At 40.8% G+C, this 17,121-nt stretch carries 17 protein-coding genes and 1 tRNA gene; 10 read left to right on the top strand and 8 right to left on the bottom strand.

Annotation, left to right across the window (positions count from 1 at the left end; translation table 11 throughout):
* Positions 1-113 precede the first annotated feature (113 nt).
* Together BQ7314_RS12575 and BQ7314_RS12570 are read right to left on the bottom strand one after the other, a co-directional pair.
* Positions 114-353 (bottom strand): hypothetical protein, encoded by a 240-nt coding sequence (locus BQ7314_RS12575; RefSeq protein ID WP_174484032.1) that lies wholly within the window; start codon positions 351-353, stop codon positions 114-116.
* 153 nt (positions 354-506) lie between these two features.
* The gene (locus BQ7314_RS12570; protein ID WP_174484031.1) at positions 507-1,232 is read right to left on the bottom strand and encodes a PEP-CTERM sorting domain-containing protein; all 726 of its coding nucleotides are present in this window, start codon (positions 1,230-1,232) and stop codon (positions 507-509) included.
* 818 nt (positions 1,233-2,050) lie between these two features.
* Here BQ7314_RS12570 and BQ7314_RS12565 point away from each other — a divergent pair.
* Positions 2,051-2,614, top strand: a complete 564-nt coding sequence (locus BQ7314_RS12565; RefSeq protein WP_174484030.1) for a transposase — start codon at positions 2,051-2,053, stop codon at positions 2,612-2,614.
* 318 nt (positions 2,615-2,932) lie between these two features.
* Here the strand turns inward: BQ7314_RS12565 and BQ7314_RS12560 are convergent.
* Positions 2,933-3,017 (bottom strand) — tRNA-Leu (locus BQ7314_RS12560).
* A gap of 108 nt (positions 3,018-3,125) precedes the next feature.
* On the opposite strand from BQ7314_RS12560, the gene queA reads away from it, so the two are divergent.
* The 5 genes from queA (at position 3,126) to BQ7314_RS12535 (ending at position 8,809) form a co-directional block, all read left to right on the top strand.
* Entirely contained in the window at positions 3,126-4,154 is a 1,029-nt protein-coding gene (queA, locus tag BQ7314_RS12555) for a tRNA preQ1(34) S-adenosylmethionine ribosyltransferase-isomerase QueA (protein WP_174484029.1), read from the top strand.
* 136 nt (positions 4,155-4,290) lie between these two features.
* Positions 4,291-7,746 carry a transcription-repair coupling factor gene (mfd, locus tag BQ7314_RS12550; protein ID WP_174484028.1) on the top strand — a complete coding sequence of 1,152 codons (3,456 nt, stop codon included), beginning with the start codon at positions 4,291-4,293 and terminating at the stop codon, positions 7,744-7,746.
* Positions 7,743-8,267 carry a CsiV family protein gene (locus tag BQ7314_RS12545; protein ID WP_174484027.1) on the top strand — a complete coding sequence of 175 codons (525 nt, stop codon included), beginning with the start codon at positions 7,743-7,745 and terminating at the stop codon, positions 8,265-8,267. The genes mfd and BQ7314_RS12545 overlap by 4 nt, the downstream gene beginning before the upstream one ends.
* 12 nt (positions 8,268-8,279) lie before the next feature.
* Positions 8,280-8,528: a Kazal-type serine protease inhibitor family protein gene (locus BQ7314_RS12540; RefSeq protein ID WP_174484026.1), complete on the top strand. Its 249-nt coding sequence runs from the start codon at positions 8,280-8,282 to the stop codon at positions 8,526-8,528.
* A complete protein-coding gene (locus BQ7314_RS12535) occupies positions 8,525-8,809 on the top strand; it encodes a Kazal-type serine protease inhibitor family protein (protein WP_174484025.1) in 285 nt (94 codons plus the stop codon). The genes BQ7314_RS12540 and BQ7314_RS12535 overlap by 4 nt, the downstream gene beginning before the upstream one ends.
* 1 nt (position 8,810) lies before the next feature.
* Here BQ7314_RS12535 and hda read toward each other — a convergent pair whose 3' ends face one another.
* The 5 genes from hda to BQ7314_RS12510 form a co-directional block, all read right to left on the bottom strand.
* The gene (hda, locus tag BQ7314_RS12530) at positions 8,811-9,512 is read right to left on the bottom strand and encodes a DnaA regulatory inactivator Hda (protein ID WP_342590410.1); all 702 of its coding nucleotides are present in this window, start codon (positions 9,510-9,512) and stop codon (positions 8,811-8,813) included.
* Positions 9,509-9,856, bottom strand: a complete 348-nt coding sequence (locus BQ7314_RS12525; RefSeq protein WP_174484024.1) for a DUF2069 domain-containing protein — start codon at positions 9,854-9,856, stop codon at positions 9,509-9,511. Before BQ7314_RS12525 ends, hda begins: the two co-directional genes overlap by 4 nt.
* Complete coding sequence (wrbA, locus tag BQ7314_RS12520) at positions 9,846-10,442, bottom strand: NAD(P)H:quinone oxidoreductase (RefSeq protein ID WP_174484023.1); 597 nt, start codon at positions 10,440-10,442, stop codon at positions 9,846-9,848. Before wrbA ends, BQ7314_RS12525 begins: the two co-directional genes overlap by 11 nt.
* Positions 10,443-10,481: 39 nt before the next feature.
* On the bottom strand, positions 10,482-10,829 hold the full coding sequence (gene arsC, locus BQ7314_RS12515; protein ID WP_174484022.1) for an arsenate reductase (glutaredoxin): 348 nt from the start codon (positions 10,827-10,829) through the stop codon (positions 10,482-10,484).
* A gap of 85 nt (positions 10,830-10,914) precedes the next feature.
* Complete coding sequence (locus BQ7314_RS12510; RefSeq protein WP_245394994.1) at positions 10,915-12,297, bottom strand: MATE family efflux transporter; 1,383 nt, start codon at positions 12,295-12,297, stop codon at positions 10,915-10,917.
* 196 nt (positions 12,298-12,493) lie between these two features.
* Between BQ7314_RS12510 and BQ7314_RS12505 the strand changes: the two genes are divergently transcribed.
* From BQ7314_RS12505 to BQ7314_RS12490, 4 genes are all read left to right on the top strand, one after another.
* Complete coding sequence (locus BQ7314_RS12505; protein WP_174484021.1) at positions 12,494-13,540, top strand: methyltransferase domain-containing protein; 1,047 nt, start codon at positions 12,494-12,496, stop codon at positions 13,538-13,540.
* A 167-nt stretch (positions 13,541-13,707) separates the two neighbouring features.
* On the top strand, positions 13,708-14,424 hold the full coding sequence (locus BQ7314_RS12500; protein WP_174484020.1) for a TIGR04282 family arsenosugar biosynthesis glycosyltransferase: 717 nt from the start codon (positions 13,708-13,710) through the stop codon (positions 14,422-14,424).
* Positions 14,411-15,364, top strand: coding sequence for an arsenosugar biosynthesis radical SAM (seleno)protein ArsS (arsS, locus tag BQ7314_RS12495; protein ID WP_174484019.1), 954 nt, complete (start codon positions 14,411-14,413; stop codon positions 15,362-15,364). Before BQ7314_RS12500 ends, arsS begins: the two co-directional genes overlap by 14 nt.
* Before the next feature lie 356 nt (positions 15,365-15,720).
* Positions 15,721-17,097: a type I restriction-modification system subunit M gene (locus BQ7314_RS12490; RefSeq protein ID WP_174484018.1), complete on the top strand. Its 1,377-nt coding sequence runs from the start codon at positions 15,721-15,723 to the stop codon at positions 17,095-17,097.
* Positions 17,098-17,121: the final 24 nt, after the last annotated feature.

Raw genomic sequence — 17,121 nt, 5'->3', positions numbered from 1 at the left:
GGGCGACATTATGAACCAGAAGCATTAGATCAGTTTTTACCCTGGGTAATGACTGAAAAAATTCCGCCTTTAAAGTAAATGGAATGGTTTGGCTAGGTGGGTTTAATTGACGGTTACGTTAATTGTTTATCTTCTAGCCCATTTGTCCATTCTCTAAAAAGAGTGCCTTCTCCATTGTACTCATTTGTAAAAAATACTCGTGCTTCAATCGTCATAGATGTGTCAACTGAAGTTTGTCCAGCAATGCTTATAGTATCAGTAGGTTCATCAAAAAGGATATACGATGCATTCACTATTGATGTTAGTCCGAAAAATAAAATGCTGACACTCAAAATTGATATATTTTTTTTCATCTTTGATTTTCTCCAACCTCCATTATTTCAAAAAAAGTTAGTCGCTGGACGGTTTGTACGCCTAACATCTTAATTAGCGGATACCGATCAAACAACCATTAAGCCTAGATAAAATGAAGAATTTTGATAAACCACTAATGTTTCTGTATTTGGCTAAGCTGATTTTTTTCGGGTAAAGCCTAAACTAATAAAACCTAATCCCAAGAGAACAAGCGTTGCTGGGGCAGGTACTGAATTATTAGGTTGAAGATTGCCTGTCACAATAACGTTATCAAGCGCAAAAACCTCATCAACTATTTGTTGCGCGTCAAAAGAAGAGAAAGTAAGTTGTTCTGTCGTGTTTGATGCAATAAAAGATAATAGGGGATTACCATTTCCATGACCAAAATAATATACGGGATCTCCGGCAACAAAATCCACACCTGTACGCCCAGTAAATTCACCACCATCACCAAGAGGACTAGTATCTGAATATGTTTGAGTCTTACCAGATTGCCCAAGACCAGTTAAATTATCAAATGGGTAATCATTTGCGAATGTGGCATTAATTAAAAACCCAGAAGAACTAGAGTGTAATTGAAAAAAATCTGGTCCAAAGACCCCCGAACCATCCCAAGTACCTCCAATAAATAAATCAAAAGAAAGACTATATTCAGTACCAACAATAAGATTTGTTAAAGTTAAAGATGTAGTACTGCCGTGATGTAATGAACGGTCGCCACCAAGCCATTGACTACCATATAAAAAGCCTGTTTTATTTGTGCTAAAGCCATTAGTATCAGTTTCAAAATTATTGCTATAAATAACTGCAGCACTTGAAGGTAATGAAGCTAAAGTAAAGAAGAGTAAAAAAGCTAATCTAGTATTAAGTATATTCATTGAAAGTACTCCTTTTAAAATCCCAGTATTCAAATTAAAATGCTAGTAACCGGATACATAAGCAACCTAACATTATTAATAATGCGGAAAAAGTCCAGATTATTAACAACAATAGATGGAAATATTTTCCGTATACCAAAATAACATACCTACAAAAGTGGAAAATTGTTGAGTCCACCTGTCTCTTTCCAATTATTTGAATAATACCTATAAAACATGGAAAGCTGCATAAGTGCGTATGCTTGTTTGTTATATAAGCAATTAAGATACCATTATTCGTATAGTGTTGATATATATTTAAATAACCACTTACTCCTCTATACTCAAGCCGTTTTAAAAGCAATAATGTTAAGAATCCTGACATTGAAAAAGGGTTTAATATTTTGCCAAAATGCTTATTTCCCTAGTTATGATAATGCGTTCGGCTCTGGTTTCCAGTCAACTCCGCATTATCAGGATGCTGGAGCGGAAGCACCCTGATAATAAGGATATAAAATATGGGAAACTGGCGCTATAAGTTCTTTTTTATCTACTATAAACTGTTAAAAATCCTGACAAATAGATTGGATGTGTTGCTTTTATAAAAAAAATATTTTTAATTGTGGACAACATACAATAAATTCCATTTATTGAGATAATGATTATTAGAAATGCCAGTTAGAATCTGAGTATCATAACCCAAAGTCCCCATTACTATAGAGCCACTTGCAAAACTAATGAAAACGAAGAATATTCTTAGCAGAGACTGCTAAAAAAAGAAAAACTTACTCATAAATGGTAAAATAGGAAGCCTAAAAACAATCTAAAAGTACCGATAAATGAGTAAGTTAGTAGATACATTATCACAAAGCTGGTTGAACATTCAAACCTCATTATTTCCATGGCTATCAGAAGAGCTAGGGGAATTAACAGCTAAACAGCAAGAATTAATTACAACGTTGGAATTAATACGGATAGAAGAGTTTATTCTATCCAGTTACGGTTATCCAGGTCGCCCACCAGAAGACAGAACGGCTATAGCAAGAGCTTTTGTTGCAAAAATGATTTACAACATACCGACAACACGAGCTTTACTCGATAGGTTAAACACAGATATTTCACTTAGGCGGATTTGTGGCTGGGAACGAAAAAGCGATATTTCAGCCGAATGGACATTTTCACGGGCTTTTACTGAATTCTCAGAATCACACTTACCCGAGCGTGTTCACGAAAGCCTGATTAAAGCGTATTACCAAGGCGAAATTGTAGGGCATAATTCACGAGACTCCACGGCTATAGAAGCACGAGAAAAACCGCTAAAAAAAGAAAAAGTAATAAAAGTGCCTATAAAACAAAGGGTCAGGTCTTGCTTTTTGCCTACGCTGTCAGCCCGGATGGGCTGATAGTTCGCGGTAGGCGAAGGGTTGTTGCCAATCCGAAGTGCGCTAGCAGCGCGTGAGGGAGGCTATTGTTTTACCGAAGAGCCGTAAAGTCATTTGTGGGAACCGTGGCTATGCAGGGGTTTGGGCATAGTCGTGGTGGACGCAGGGCATACCGGGCACTATTGATTCGCCGCGTGGCGAATCGATTTTTGTGACAGGAGCCCTAAAATCTATCATGAGGCGTGCGGTTTTACTGGGTTTTATCGGAATGAGATGGGTATAAAAAAGCCCGCTAAGTCAGATAACTTACGGGCTTTAAGATATTCTTAGATTCTCCTATGGTACCGAGGGCCGGAATCGAACCGGCACTTCCGAAGAAACCGGATTTTGAATCCGGCGTGTCTACCAGTTTCACCACCCCGGCATAGAAGAGACGGTAATTATAATTAATCTTGTTTTATATTGCTAGGGAATTCTAATAAAATAGCCTTTTATATTTTTTACAGTCGGTTAAGCGACAAATACGGTGTGCATGAAAAAAAGTGATTTTTACTATGATTTGCCTGATGCGTTAATTGCTCAGCAACCTTTGGCTGAGCGTAGTGCAAGCCGTTTATTGTGTTTAGATAAAGACAGTGATGCGATTTATGATCGGCAATTTGTTGATTTTCTGGACTTGCTTAATGTCGAGGATTTATTGGTATTTAATAATACCAAGGTCATTCCCGCGCGTTTGTTTGGTCATAAGCAAAGCGGCGGTAAAGTCGAGATTTTAATTGAGCGTGTACTGAATGACCGCGAAGTGTTGGCACATATGCGTTCGAGTAAGTCACCTAAAGCAGGCGCGCTGATTGATTTGGATGCGGGGTTTCAATGTACGGTGATCGGGCGTGAAGAAGATTTGTTTCATTTGCGCTTTAATGGTGAGCAATCTTTAGCGGATATTTTAGAGCATATTGGTCATATGCCTTTGCCACCTTATATAGAGCGAGCGGATGATGAGAATGATCAGACTCGTTATCAAACTGTTTTTGCGGCACAAAGTGGTGCGGTTGCAGCACCGACGGCAGGCTTGCATTTTGATGAGGCGATGATGACAAGAATTAAAGAGAAAGGCGTGCAAATTGCCTTTGTGACTTTACATGTTGCCAGCGGGACATTTCGGCCGGTAAAAGTAGATAATTTAGCTGATCATATTATGCATAAGGAGTATTTTTCTGTCCCTGAAGAGACGGTGTTAGCCGTGCAACAAGCGAAAGCACAAGGCGGGCGGGTTATTGCCGTAGGGACGACAGCTATGCGTTCTTTGGAGTCTGCGTCTCAAGCTGGCAGTTTAGAAGCTTGCCAAGGGGATACCAATTTATTTATTACGCCTGGCTATGTGTTTAAAACGGTTGATGCGATGTTGACTAATTTTCATTTGCCGGAATCGACATTGTTAATGTTGGTGTCTGCTTTTTCAGGGTATAAGCGAATTAAAAAAGTGTATCAACATGCGGTTGTGCAGCAGTATCGATTTTTTAGTTATGGTGATGCCATGTTTATTCAGCGAGCTGAGTAAACAAAGCGAAGAGAGGCTTTGGTTCGTCGGTTGATATAAGCCCATGATAAACTAGTACTACATTTTGCGTTGCAAGCTGGATTAAAGTCCGCTTGACGTATTGCCACTACAATTATTGAATTTTTAGTCCGTTACAATGTCAGATATACAAGCTATTTTTTCACCTAAAGTCCCACATAAAATTAAACAACCTATTTATTGGACTGGCTTAAAAGGCTGTGCAGATTCTTTGGCGATTGCTACGGCGATTAAAAATGAATCCCGCTTGTTTGTCGTGCTGACGCCTGATTCGCAAACGGCTTTACGCTTTGAGCATGAGCTTTCTTTCTTTTTACAGGATGAATATCCTATTTTGCATTTTCCTGACTGGGAAATTTTGCCTTATGATGTATTTTCACCACTGCCTGAAATTGTTTCTGAGCGATTAAAAACGTTAGCTCAATTACCTGAGGTGACGCGGGGTGCATTGGTCTTATCCGTGTCGACATTAATGCACCGCCTAGCGCCTCGAGAACATATTTTAGCGAATAGCTTTACGCTGCAAGTCGGCAGTCAGTTTAATTTGGAATTAAACCGGATAAAGTTGGATGCGGTGGGTTATCAATGTGTTTCTCAAGTCGTTCAACATGCTGAATTTGCTGTGCGTGGTGCCATTATTGATTTGTTTCCGATGGGGAGTAAGTATCCGTTTCGTATAGAGTTGTTTGGGGATGAGGTTGAATCAATCAGGACGTTTGACCCTGAAACGCAGCGATCATTAGAGAAGGTAAGTGAAATACAGCTTTTTCCTGCGCGTGAATTTCCTTTTTCTGATGCGGCTATTCATCATTTTCGGCAGGCTTTTCGTGAAGCATTTCCGGATAATTATCAAAATAATACTTTGTATCAAGATGTCAGTAAGGGGATTACTCCCAGTGGTATTGAGGCTTATTTGCCTTTATTTGATGAGCAAACAGATACTTTATTTGATTATTTGCCAGCCACCACAGCCTTTGTTTTACCGGAAACATTAGAACAGTCTGCGCAGCAGTTTATTACTGAAATTGATGAACGTTTTCAACTGCGTAAATATGATTTAGAACGCCCATTATTAGCGCCAGAGTTATTATATTTGCAACAGGCTGAGTTTATTGGCCATATAGATCAATTTCGGCGGATTTATTTAGCGCAAGACACGGAGCAAGCTACGTGGGCAGGAGAGAGTGTTAATTTACCTGAAATTAATATTGATGCACGCTTAAAAGAGCCGGCGAGTCGATTAACAGCTTTTGTTGCCAATAGTGAGAGCCGTATTTTATTTGTTGCTGAAACAGCGGGGCATAGAGAGGCGCTAATTGATAAATTACGGCACTATAAAATTAGTGTCAAACCCATTGATAATTGGGCGCATTTTTTACGTATTGATGACTCACCTTGTATTGTTGTCGCATCGATAGATCACAGCCTGTATATGCAACATGCTGGCTTGGCAATTATTACCGAAAGCCAGTTATTAGGCGATAAGGCGCAGCAAAGGCGGAGGCGCAAAAAGTCGGCAGCGCGTGAGCTGGAAAAAATTGTTAATAATCTTAATGAGCTAACGGTCGGTGCGCCAGTCGTTCATCAGGAACATGGTGTTGGGCGTTATTTAGGCTTACAGGTTTTAAAGTTCGGCGATATTGATGCAGAGTTTTTGACCTTAGAATATGCTAATGGTGATAAATTATATGTGCCGGTTTCTTCTTTAGATGTGATTGGTCGGTATACAGGGATGAATCCTGAGAATGCACCCCTGCACAGGTTGGGGGGGGATCAATGGAGTAAAGCTAAGAAAAAAGCGCTGGAAAAAATTCATGATGTTGCGGCGGAATTATTGGATATTCACGCTAAACGTGCTTTAAATAAAGGCCATGCTTTTGTTTGTGATGAGCAGGACTACTTAGCTTTTGCCGATGCGTTTCCGTTTGAAGAAACGCCAGATCAGCAAACTTCAATTGATAGTATTCTTGAAGATATGCGCTCAGGTCAGCCTATGGATCGGGTGGTTTGTGGTGATGTTGGCTTTGGTAAAACTGAAGTAGCGATGCGTGCTGCATTTATTGCCGTGCAGAGCGGTAGACAAGTTGCGGTGTTAGTACCAACGACTTTATTGGCGCAACAGCATTTTCAGAACTTTAGAGATCGTTTTGTTGATTGGCCTTTTCGGGTTGAGGTTTTGTCGCGTTTTGTTACGCCTAAACAACAAAAATCGATTATTTCTGACTTGGCAGAAGGTAAAGTTGATATTATTATTGGGACTCATAAGTTATTGTCCAAAGAGATTAAATACCGAGATTTGGGCTTGGTTATTATTGATGAAGAGCATCGTTTTGGTGTGCGTCAAAAAGAGCATTTTAAAGCGATACGACAAGAAGTGGATTTATTAACACTTACTGCCACGCCTATTCCCCGAACTTTAAATATGGCAATGTCAGGTTTGCGTGATGTTTCGATTATTGCCACACCGCCACCGAATCGGCATTCTATCCGAACCTTTATTTCTGAATGGATTGACTCCTTGGTTAAAGAAGCCTGTCAGCGGGAAATTAAACGGGGAGGGCAGATGTATTTTCTACATAATGATGTTAAATCAATGGATAAAATGGCGCGTGAGATCGAGCGTTTAGTCCCAGAGGCGCGGGTAGAAATTGCTCATGGGCAAATGCCGGAACGCGAGCTGGAGCGAATTATGCTGGATTTTTATCATCAGCGTTTTAATGTCTTGCTGAGTACGACCATTATTGAGAGCGGTATTGATATCCCGACCGCCAATACAATTATTATTAACCGAGCGGATAAATTGGGTTTAGCCCAGTTGCACCAATTGCGCGGGCGGGTAGGGCGGTCACATCATCGTGCTTATGCGTATTTTATTACGCCACCGAAAGCCTTAATGAGCAAAGATGCCATTAAACGCTTAGAGGCTGTGGAAACATCGGGTGAATTAGGTGCAGGCTTTTTATTATCGACCCATGATATGGAAATTCGTGGCGCGGGTGAGTTATTAGGCGATGGGCAGAGTGGACAAATTCAAGAAATAGGCTTTACTTTATATACTGAATTATTGGATCGTGCGGTTAAGGCGTTAAAATCAGGTAAACAGCCTGAATTAGATGCACCTATGCATGTGGGCACTGAAGTTGACTTGCAAACTGCGGCTTTAATTCCAGAAGATTATTTACCGGATATACATGCGCGTTTAGTGCTATATAAGCGTATTGCTAGTGCTGATAATAAAGACGAGCTAAGAGATTTACAAGTAGAAATGATTGATCGTTTTGGTTTGTTGCCAGAGCAAGTTAAAGTCTTATTTGCAGTAACAGAGTTAAAACAACAAGCCGATAAAATAGGGGTGAAAAAAATAGATGTCCATGCGGAAGGGGGGCGGATTATTTTTGGTGCAGAGCCTAAATTAAATATGCAGCAGTTATTAACTTTGATACAAACACAGGCACAAACCTATAAATTTGAAGGCGGTGATAAATTACGCTTTACTCAGAATTTCTCGACAACAGATGAAAAAGTTGCTTTTATTAGTGCCTTGTTAACCCAATTAACGGATGAAATCGCATGAGTGTACGGTTGAAAATACAGTTTTTTTTATTACTTTTTTGCTGTTATAGCGGGGCTAATGCAGATACGCGACTGTTTCAGGTCGAGCTCATTGTTTTTGAACAAAGTGCACCGACGACTGAACTGTTTGAGCAAACTGAAACAAAAATTGCACCAGTAAAGCGTTATGCTTCGGTACAGTCAGGAATAAAGACAATGAATGCGAGTTATAGACGCTTACAAAGAGCAGATAGTTATCGCCCTTTTTATTATCAGTCGTGGCAGATAAGAGCAAAAAGTAATCGAGTGAGTTTGCCTATTCATATTTCATCGCAGGCACAGAATTTAGAGGGTTGGATTAAAATTCAGCGTGGTAAGTTATTGCATGTTATCGTTGATTTAGAATATTCGCCTGCAAACCTTGATGAGCCAGAAGGTTTAATTTATCGCATAGCAGAAAAAAGGCGTGTATTACTGGATGAAGTGCATTTTTTCGATCACCCTTATTTTGGTGCTTTGGTCAAAGTGTCGCCGGTTGATTAATGGAGAGTGTTAATGAGAATTAAGATAATGTTGGGTTTGATGGTACTGCTATTGACGGCCTGTCAAAGTGTGCTTGAAAAGCCAGATAATTTAATCTATTGTCCAGAAATGCGTAGTCTGCGGTGTTCTAAAATTTATCGCCCCGTTTGTGGGCAGGATAAAGAAGGGCAGCTAAAAACTTATGCGAGCGATTGCACGGCATGTGCCCATGTTGATGTCGTGGCTTATCACAAAGGTAGATGTATTGGAGAAAAACAATGAGCGTATTGAAGAATATATCGTGGCTAATTTTGTTGTTATTGAGTGCTTGCCAAAGTGCGCCTGAAAAGTCGATTGATTCTCGGGAAAATAAAACTGATATATTGGAAAAGCGCAGTGATTTAAGCGATTGCTCTGAACCGCGTCCAGAAATTTGCACTATGATCTATAGACCTGTTTGTGGATTTGATAAAAATGATCAATCGAAAACTTATTCAAGTGATTGCACGGCGTGCAGTGATGCTGAAGTTATTGGCTACCGAAAGGGTGAGTGTTTGCATTAGCTTATTCTTGTTTAGCAAGTATTTGCTTTAGAAAAGGCAAAGTTAGTTTGCGTTTGGCTATTAGCGTCTCTTGATCTAGCTGCTCTAGTAAATCCCATAAAGCGGGTAAATCGCGAGCATAGTGCTTGGTTAAAAAATCTCCTATTTTTGGAGAAATCTCAAAACCTAAATATTTTGCTTTGCAGGTAAAGGCTGCAATCCGTTCAGCGTCAGATAATTCTTGTAGTTTGAGTGTTAAGCCCCAAGCCATGCGAGTTTTTAAGTCAGGCAGCTGGATTGGCAGGAAGTTAGGCGGCACATGCGCTGCCAGAATGAGTTTATGGCCGTTGTCGCGGTGCAGGTTGTAAAAATTAAATAGAGCAAGCTCCCATTCATTATTACCTGCACATTCTTCTAGATTATCAATACAGACTAGATCAAATGACTCTAAGCCTTGCAAAATATCTGTTGAAGGTAATTTCTTTTTGTCTAGCGAGAGGTACAAGCTACTACGTTTTAGTTGATAGGACTGTTGGCAGCAGGCTTGTAATAAATGTGTTTTACCTAAACCTTCTTCACCCCAAATATAAAGTTGTTGTTCGCCTTTACCGCTAGCACTATTTGTCAAGTGCTGGACGATTTCATGATTACAGCCAGCATAGAAACTGCTAAAAGATTGTTCGGCTTTAAAGTCGAATTGTAAGGGCTGTTGTTTGGATATCATTTTGCATCTTTTCCTGACTGGCGTACATATAGACTAGCGCCTAAAAATAGCAATAGACTGAAGACCACTTCTAATGAGGGTAGTAAGCGCTCAGTTCTAGCATAGGCTTCAATGCTGCCGTGTATAAAATAGGGCATGCTGATATAAGCCATCCAAGAGCAGCTTTTTAAATTCCCTTTTAGAAACCCCCGGAACACTAATAATAAAGGTGTGACAGTAATAATAAGCAGTAATGCGACGGGTAATTTTTCTGGTGGTGAGAGTACGGTATTCCATAACATTAGCAGGCTAAATAGGCTTAAATAGGCGCATAGTGCGATGGCGTGATAATGGCTAGCTTTCATGGTTTTTTAATTTTAAAGCGGTCTTCGCTAAGCGAGCACCTAAGGCAAAGCAAAGTGTTTTCTCATCTTGGCTTAAACTTTGTTGAATATGGGCTACATGACTTGCACCGTAGGGCGTTCCGCCAGAGTTTGTTTCTCTTAATGCGTCTTCGCTGCTAGGCAGGCCTAATAAGATCATGCCATGGTGTAATAGCGGTAGCATCATTGAGAGTAGTGTAGTTTCTTGACCACCGTGCATGCTGCCAGTAGAGGTGAATACGGCAGCCGGTTTATCGCTAAGTGAGCCACTAAACCAAGCTTCAGTTGTGTTATCAATAAAATATTTCAGTGGTGCGGCCATATTGCCAAAATGGGTTGGACTACCTAAAGCTAAACCGTCACAGTGCTTCAAGTCATCTAAGCTGACATAGAGAGAACCTGATGTGGGAATTTCATCGGCTGTTTTTTCACAGACACTGGAAATATTCGGTACAGTGCGTAATATGGCTTCTGCATTATTAATGGATTCGATGCCACGAGCAATTTGTTGCGCCATTGCTTTAGTTGCACCATCACGGCTGTAGTATAAAACCAGAATATTAACCATTTTATGAATTTTTTTGGTGAGACATATAGGCCATCAGATTTATAAAATCGCTAAAACATTTTCTGGTGGGCGGCCAATAGCCGCTTTACCATTCGCTAAGACGATAGGCCGCTCAATTAATTTTGGGCTACTCACCATGCCAGTAATAAGTGCAGATCTATCCAAATCAGGATGATCCATCCCTGTTTCTTTATATTCAGCTTCCTTCTTACGCATTAATTCGCGAGGTTGCATATCTAATAAAGTTAAAATATTATCTAGCTCGTCTACAGTGGGTGGTGTTTTTAAATATTCAATCACTTCAACTTGTACACCTTGCTCCTCTAATAACTGTAAGGTTTGACGTGATTTACTGCATCTTGGGTTGTGATAAATTTTTACGCTCATAATGGTCTATAGGCTGAAGTTGCAAAACCTTATAATATCACTTTTCTAAACATGGCTTCTATGCTTTGTTGTACACGCCAAGCTATTAAATTAGCAATTTATTTTTGTAATATAAATAGATGCCTAGCATTATTAGGCTACGAGCCAACATAAAGAGCGTCAGAGCAAGCCATAATCCGTGATTACCTAAGTGTTGCGAAAAATACCAAGTAGGTAAAAATATAATAAAAAGTGACCAAAGTATCGTATCGCGCATTTGCTTAGATAAGGCTGCACCAATAAATACACCATCCATCAGAAAACTGATAAAAGAAATTAAGGGTAAAGCGACGACCCAAGGCATGAACTCGTAAGCATGCTCACGAACTTCGTTTAAATGCGTTAGGCTATTGATAATAGGCTTGCCTGCATAGCTATAAATTAAGGTAAAGAGCAGGGCTATGACTAAAGACCACAGTGCGGTTGTTTTGAGTGACTTTTGGAGTAGACGTTTATTTTTTGCCCCTAAAGCGCGTCCTATTAATGCCTCGGCAGCATGCGCAAAGCCATCAAGTGCATAAGCCATAAAAGTTTGAAAATTGAGCAAAATAGCATTAGCCGCCAATATTGTGCTACCCAGTTTTTCACCTTGTACGGTAAAAAAACCAAAAGTAAATATTAGGCATAAAGTGCGTATAAATAGATGGCTATTAATAAGTAGCATGGCCTTAATTTTATCCGCTTGAAAGAGAAAAGACCAAGAGAGCGATTTTTGACTGTTTGGCATATGTTTGACCAGCAATAAGACAGCTAAAGCTAAGCCGATATATTCAGAGATCACCGAAGCCAGCGCTACGCCATCGGCATTCATTCCATAATAGTTAACCAATAATAAATCTAAACTGATATTGCATAAATTAGTCGTAATAATGATGGCGAGTGGGCTTTGGGTGTTTTGACAGCCTAAAAACCAACCTAAAATAACATATTGGCATAAAGTGGCTGGCGCGCTCCAAATTCGAATAAAAAAATACTGTTGCGCTAAAAACTCTAAATCTTTATGGCTATCGATTAGATGAAAACAAAGGGTGGCAATAGGCTTTTGCAGTAATAAAATACCCAAAGCAAGGCTGCAAGCAATAAAAATTGCACGTAATAGTATAGCTTTTAGCTCTAAAGGGTTATTGGCGCCAAAAGCTTGTGAGCTAAGACTGGTCGTGCCCATACGTAAAAAACCAAAGCTCCAAAAGAGAAAGCTAAAAATAAGTGTAGCAATGGCAACAGCAGCAAGAAACTGAGCATTATCCAAGTGCCCCATCACTGCAGTATCGACAAGACCTAGTAAAGGCGTGGAAATATTGGCAATGATCATAGGCAAGGCTAGTTGCCATACTTGCCGGTGATTAAATAAGGTTTTTTTCAAAAGCGCTAAAGAAGGGAGAGTTATCGGGAAGGGATTTATATTAATCTTAGCAGGTGATAGCGTCATTTTACCTGATTACGTATAGGTTCCTTTATTATTTAAGTCATTAACCTATAGGCCTAGCTAGTGTGCAAGTATCTAAGAAAATTTTTTCACTTACTTGTAAGGAATCCTGTATCTTTACGACTTATGAAAACTTACATATAACCGCGCTTTTTAGGGCTAGGCTCGATTGCGTCAATATTTATTTCTCGGAGCGTATATGAGTGATACAAGCATCACAGAATCAGTACAAAATTATTATGGTCAGGTATTAGAATCTAACCAAGACTTAAAAACCAGTGCTTGCTGCACTTTGGATTCAGTTCCTGTGCATTTACGCTCTTTATTAGCGGATCTACACCCTGAAGTAGTTGCACGCTATTATGGCTGTGGTACACCTTTACCACCGGCATTGCATGGTGCAACAGTTTTAGATATGGGTTGTGGCACGGGGCGTGATTGTTATTTATTATCGCGTTTAGTCGGTGAGTCAGGTCGTGTGATTGGCATCGATATGACTGAAGAGCAGTTGGCAGTGGCAAAAGAGCATTGTGATTGGCATGCGGAGCGTTATGGTTATGCCCAGTCTAATGTTGAATTTAAACAAGGCTATATGGAGGATTTAGCAGGCGCGGGTATTGCTGATAATTCCATTGATCTAGTTGTTTCTAACTGCGTGATTAATTTGTCACCGGATAAAGAAAAAGTTCTAGCTGAAATTTTTCGGGTGCTAAAACCAGGCGGTGAAATTTATTTTTCTGATATTTATGCGGATCGACGTATACCTGAGGCACTTAAGATGGAGCCGGTCTTATTAGGTGAATGTTTAGGTGGTGCACTGTATTGGGAAGATTTCCGTCGTATTATGCAGGATTTGGGCTGTCCTGATGTGCGCGTGGTGAAGGAGAGTCCCGTTGCGCTGGAAGACCCAGAAGTTGAAGCTAAAATTGGTATGGTTAAGTTTCGTTCTGTTACGATTCGTGCCTTTAAAATGCCTTTGGAAGATCGATGTGAAGACTTTGGCCAATTAGCGACTTATAAAGGTACGATAGCGGAACACCTGCATGCTTTTGATTTAGATGACCATCATCATTTTGAGACAGGTAAACCGTTACGCGTCTGTGGTAATAGCTATGATATGTTGGCTGCCAGCCGTTATGCCAAGCATTTTGATTTTATCGGTGATAAATCGGTACATTTTGGTTTATTTGACTGTGCGCCACCAAATACCCGTTTATCGCTAGAGTCAGGCGCGGCTTGTTGTTAATAGCCATACACCATGCTAGGCGTCATTTTACTCAAATCTTTAAAATTTACGATGCACTTCGTTGCTCTGCACATCGCACCTCAATTTTCTTAATTTAATGACAGTGATGCAAGTTTACGGCAACAAAGTAAGAAATTTGGGGCTACACAAGTAGCAAGGGGGAAGGGGTGAGCGGAGCGATAGCGATATTTGTAAAAACACCGGGGCTTTCACCGGTAAAAACGCGTTTAGCGGTTACTTTAGGACAAGAGGGAGCAGAAGCATTTCATTTAGCTGCTTCCCAAGCGGTTGCATCGGTTGCTCAGGAGCTGAGTCAACAGACGGATACCCAAAGTTATTATGCAGTTGCTGAACAAGCTGCTTTAGAACATAACTATTGGGAGGATTTACCGTGTATATGGCAAGGTGAGGGCGGTTTAGGTGAGCGCATGGCGCATATTTACAATACGCTATTGAAACAGCATGATTTTGTGCTACTTGTGGGGGCTGATATTCCGCAAATGACCGTGGCAGAATTACGAGATGCTGTGGCTTGGTTGACAGATAAAGGGCAATCTAGGTTTGCCTTTGGGCCTAGTGTTGATGGTGGATTCTGGGTTTTTGGTGGTAATTATCCTATGCCAAGAAGCGTGTGGACTGAAGTTGTCTATAGTCAAGCGGATACGGGGACTCAGTTTTTAAATAGAATTAAACGGCTTGGAGAGGTAAAGACTTTAGCACTTTTATGTGATGTGGATGAAGCGGAGGATTTATTACTGTTACGCGATGCCTTATTAAACTTAGCCGAGCCTTCGCCTGAGCAATATGAATTGCTCCGTTTTTTAGATATACAATCTACTCACTTTTTCCAATCTCTACAAACATATCAAGATGCGCGACGTTAAACCTTTACTACTCAATAGTGATTTTCCTGCCATTCACCGTGGACGATTAAGCACTTTACAAATGAATTTGGGTTACTTGTGTAATTTAAGCTGTACACATTGTCATGTGAATGCTGGCCCTAACCGCACCGAATTAATGAGCCGTGAAACGATGCAAATAGCGTTGCAATTTGCTGCGAAAAATAAAATTCAATATCTTGATTTAACCGGCGGATCACCCGAAATGAACCCTGATTTTCGTTGGCTGGTGACAGAGGCTAGAAAACAAGGTTTGCATGTTATGGATCGCTGTAACCCAACGATTCTTGTTGAACCAGGTTATGAGGGAACGGCTGAATTTTTAGCCGGGCAGCAAGTCGAAGTCATTGCTTCTTTGCCTTGTTATATGGAAGATAATGTTGATGCGCAGCGGGGTAAAGGTGTGTTTACTGCCTCTATTGATGCTTTGCAAAAGTTAAATGCCTTAGGTTATGCTCAAAAAGACAGTGGCTTAATTTTAAACCTGGTTTTTAATCCACAGGGTATGGCACTGCCAGCCCCACAATTAGAATTAGAAACAGCTTACCGAGCGTTTTTAAGTGAGCATTTTGATTTACAATTTAATCAATTATTCACTATAACCAATATGCCAATTCAACGCTTTGGCGCGGTTTTACATGCACAAGGGCAGTTTGACGAATATCTAAATCTATTAAAGCAATCGTATCAAGCAGAAAATCTTGACCAAGTTATGTGCAAAAGTTTATTAAGCGTTGACTGGCAAGGTTACGTTTATGATTGTGATTTCAACCAAATGCTAGAGATACCACTGACAGGGAATGCTACGCATTTAAGCCAGTTATTAGAAGAAATGCCAGAAGACTTGTCGATTGAGGTGGCTGATCATTGCTATGGTTGCACCGCAGGACAGGGGTCTAGTTGTACTGGGGTGTTAAGCTAAGGACAGATTATTTTATAATCTCCGCAATTGATTTGTCTTTTTATCCAGTTTCTGCATTGTAAAAATAATGGCGTAGCTTGATACGCGCCTATTTTTACGCCTTGCAACTGAACAGAAATCCTGCGCCATTTCCGGTTTTTTTCACCCCCAGTCCTAAGTGATTTTATTTATTACCGTATGGCTGATTTCAGCCATCAATATAAAAGACTAGCAGAGTGCTATGATGAATATGAGCAAGGGCAAGGCTGGACGCTTTATTGGGTCGATAATATACTTGTTCTTTTACTACTTAATGCAAGATAACGTTAACTCTTAAAACCCCCACCCGCCAGTAACAAATAACCAACGGAGATAGAATGGCACAGAAGAAAGTAGTACAAGAAGAGTCACTGGAAAAACAACTGTGGAAATCGGCTGACAAGCTCAGAAAAAATATAGATGCCGCCGAATACAAGCATGTGGTTTTGGGGCTTATTTTTCTTAAATATATCTCCGATGCCTTTGAAGAGTTATACGCCACATTAAAAGCAGGTGAAGGCGAATACGCAGGGGCTGATCCTGAAGACAAAGATGAATACAAAGCCGAAAATGTATTTTTTGTGCCAGCGGATGCCCGCTGGACGCACCTGCAAGCCCACGCCAAACAGCCAACCATTGGTAAAACTGTCGATGAGGCGATGGATGCGATTGAGAAGGAAAATGCTTCCCTCAAAGGCGTGTTACCCAAAGTCTATGCCCGACAAAACCTTGATCCGACCAGTTTGGGTGAACTGATTGATTTGATTAGCAATATTGCTTTAGGCGACGCCAAGTCTCGCAGTGCCGATGTGTTGGGGCATGTGTTTGAATATTTCCTCGGTGAATTTGCTCTGGCAGAAGGCAAAAAAGGCGGACAGTTCTACACCCCCAGAAGCGTGGTGGAATTACTGATTGAAATGCTCGAACCCTACAAAGGACGCGTGCTTGACCCTTGCTGTGGTTCGGGTGGCATGTTTGTGCAGTCCGAAAAATTTGTCACCGAACATCAAGGTAAAATCAACGACATTTCCATCTATGGACAAGAGAGCAACCAGACCACCTGGCGACTGGCAAAAATGAACCTTGCCATTCGTGGCATTGACAGCTCACAAGTTAAATGGAATAACGAAGGCTCGTTTTTAAACGATGCCCACAAAGACCTGAAAGCCGATTATATTATCGCCAATCCACCGTTTAATGTTAGCGACTGGAGCGGTGATTTACTGCGTAAAGACGGTCGCTGGCAATATGGCACACCGCCCACAGGCAACGCCAACTACGCCTGGATACAGCACTTTATCTATCACCTCGCCCCCAGCGGACAAGCAGGTTTTGTACTGGCAAAAGGGGCGTTGACCTCCAAAACCTCGGGTGAAGGTGAGATCAGAAAAGCCTTGGTTGAAGCAGGTTTGATTGATTGCATTGTCAACCTGCCAGCCAAACTGTTTCTCAATACCCAAATCCCTGCCTCGCTGTGGTTTATGAATCGTAACCGCGCCAATGGCAAGTTTCGCCATCGTGCCAATGAAATTTTGTTTATAGATGCCCGCAATATGGGGTATTTAATCAATCGCCGCACCCGTGAATTATCCAAAGAAGATATACAAACCATTGCCGACACCTACCACAAATGGCGTAACCCCGCCGCCGTAGGGGCAGGCCCCCCAGGGCAACCGCATATAAATTTCAATCTAAAAACATCACTTTTTCTCTAAACGAATCATTTAATGCGGCTTTAA

Origin of the sequence: methanotrophic endosymbiont of Bathymodiolus puteoserpentis (Logatchev), from assembly GCF_900128525.1 — a bacterium.
Classification (GTDB): Bacteria; Pseudomonadota; Gammaproteobacteria; order Methylococcales; family Methylomonadaceae; genus Methyloprofundus.
This window is presented reverse-complemented; position numbering and strand designations above follow the sequence as displayed.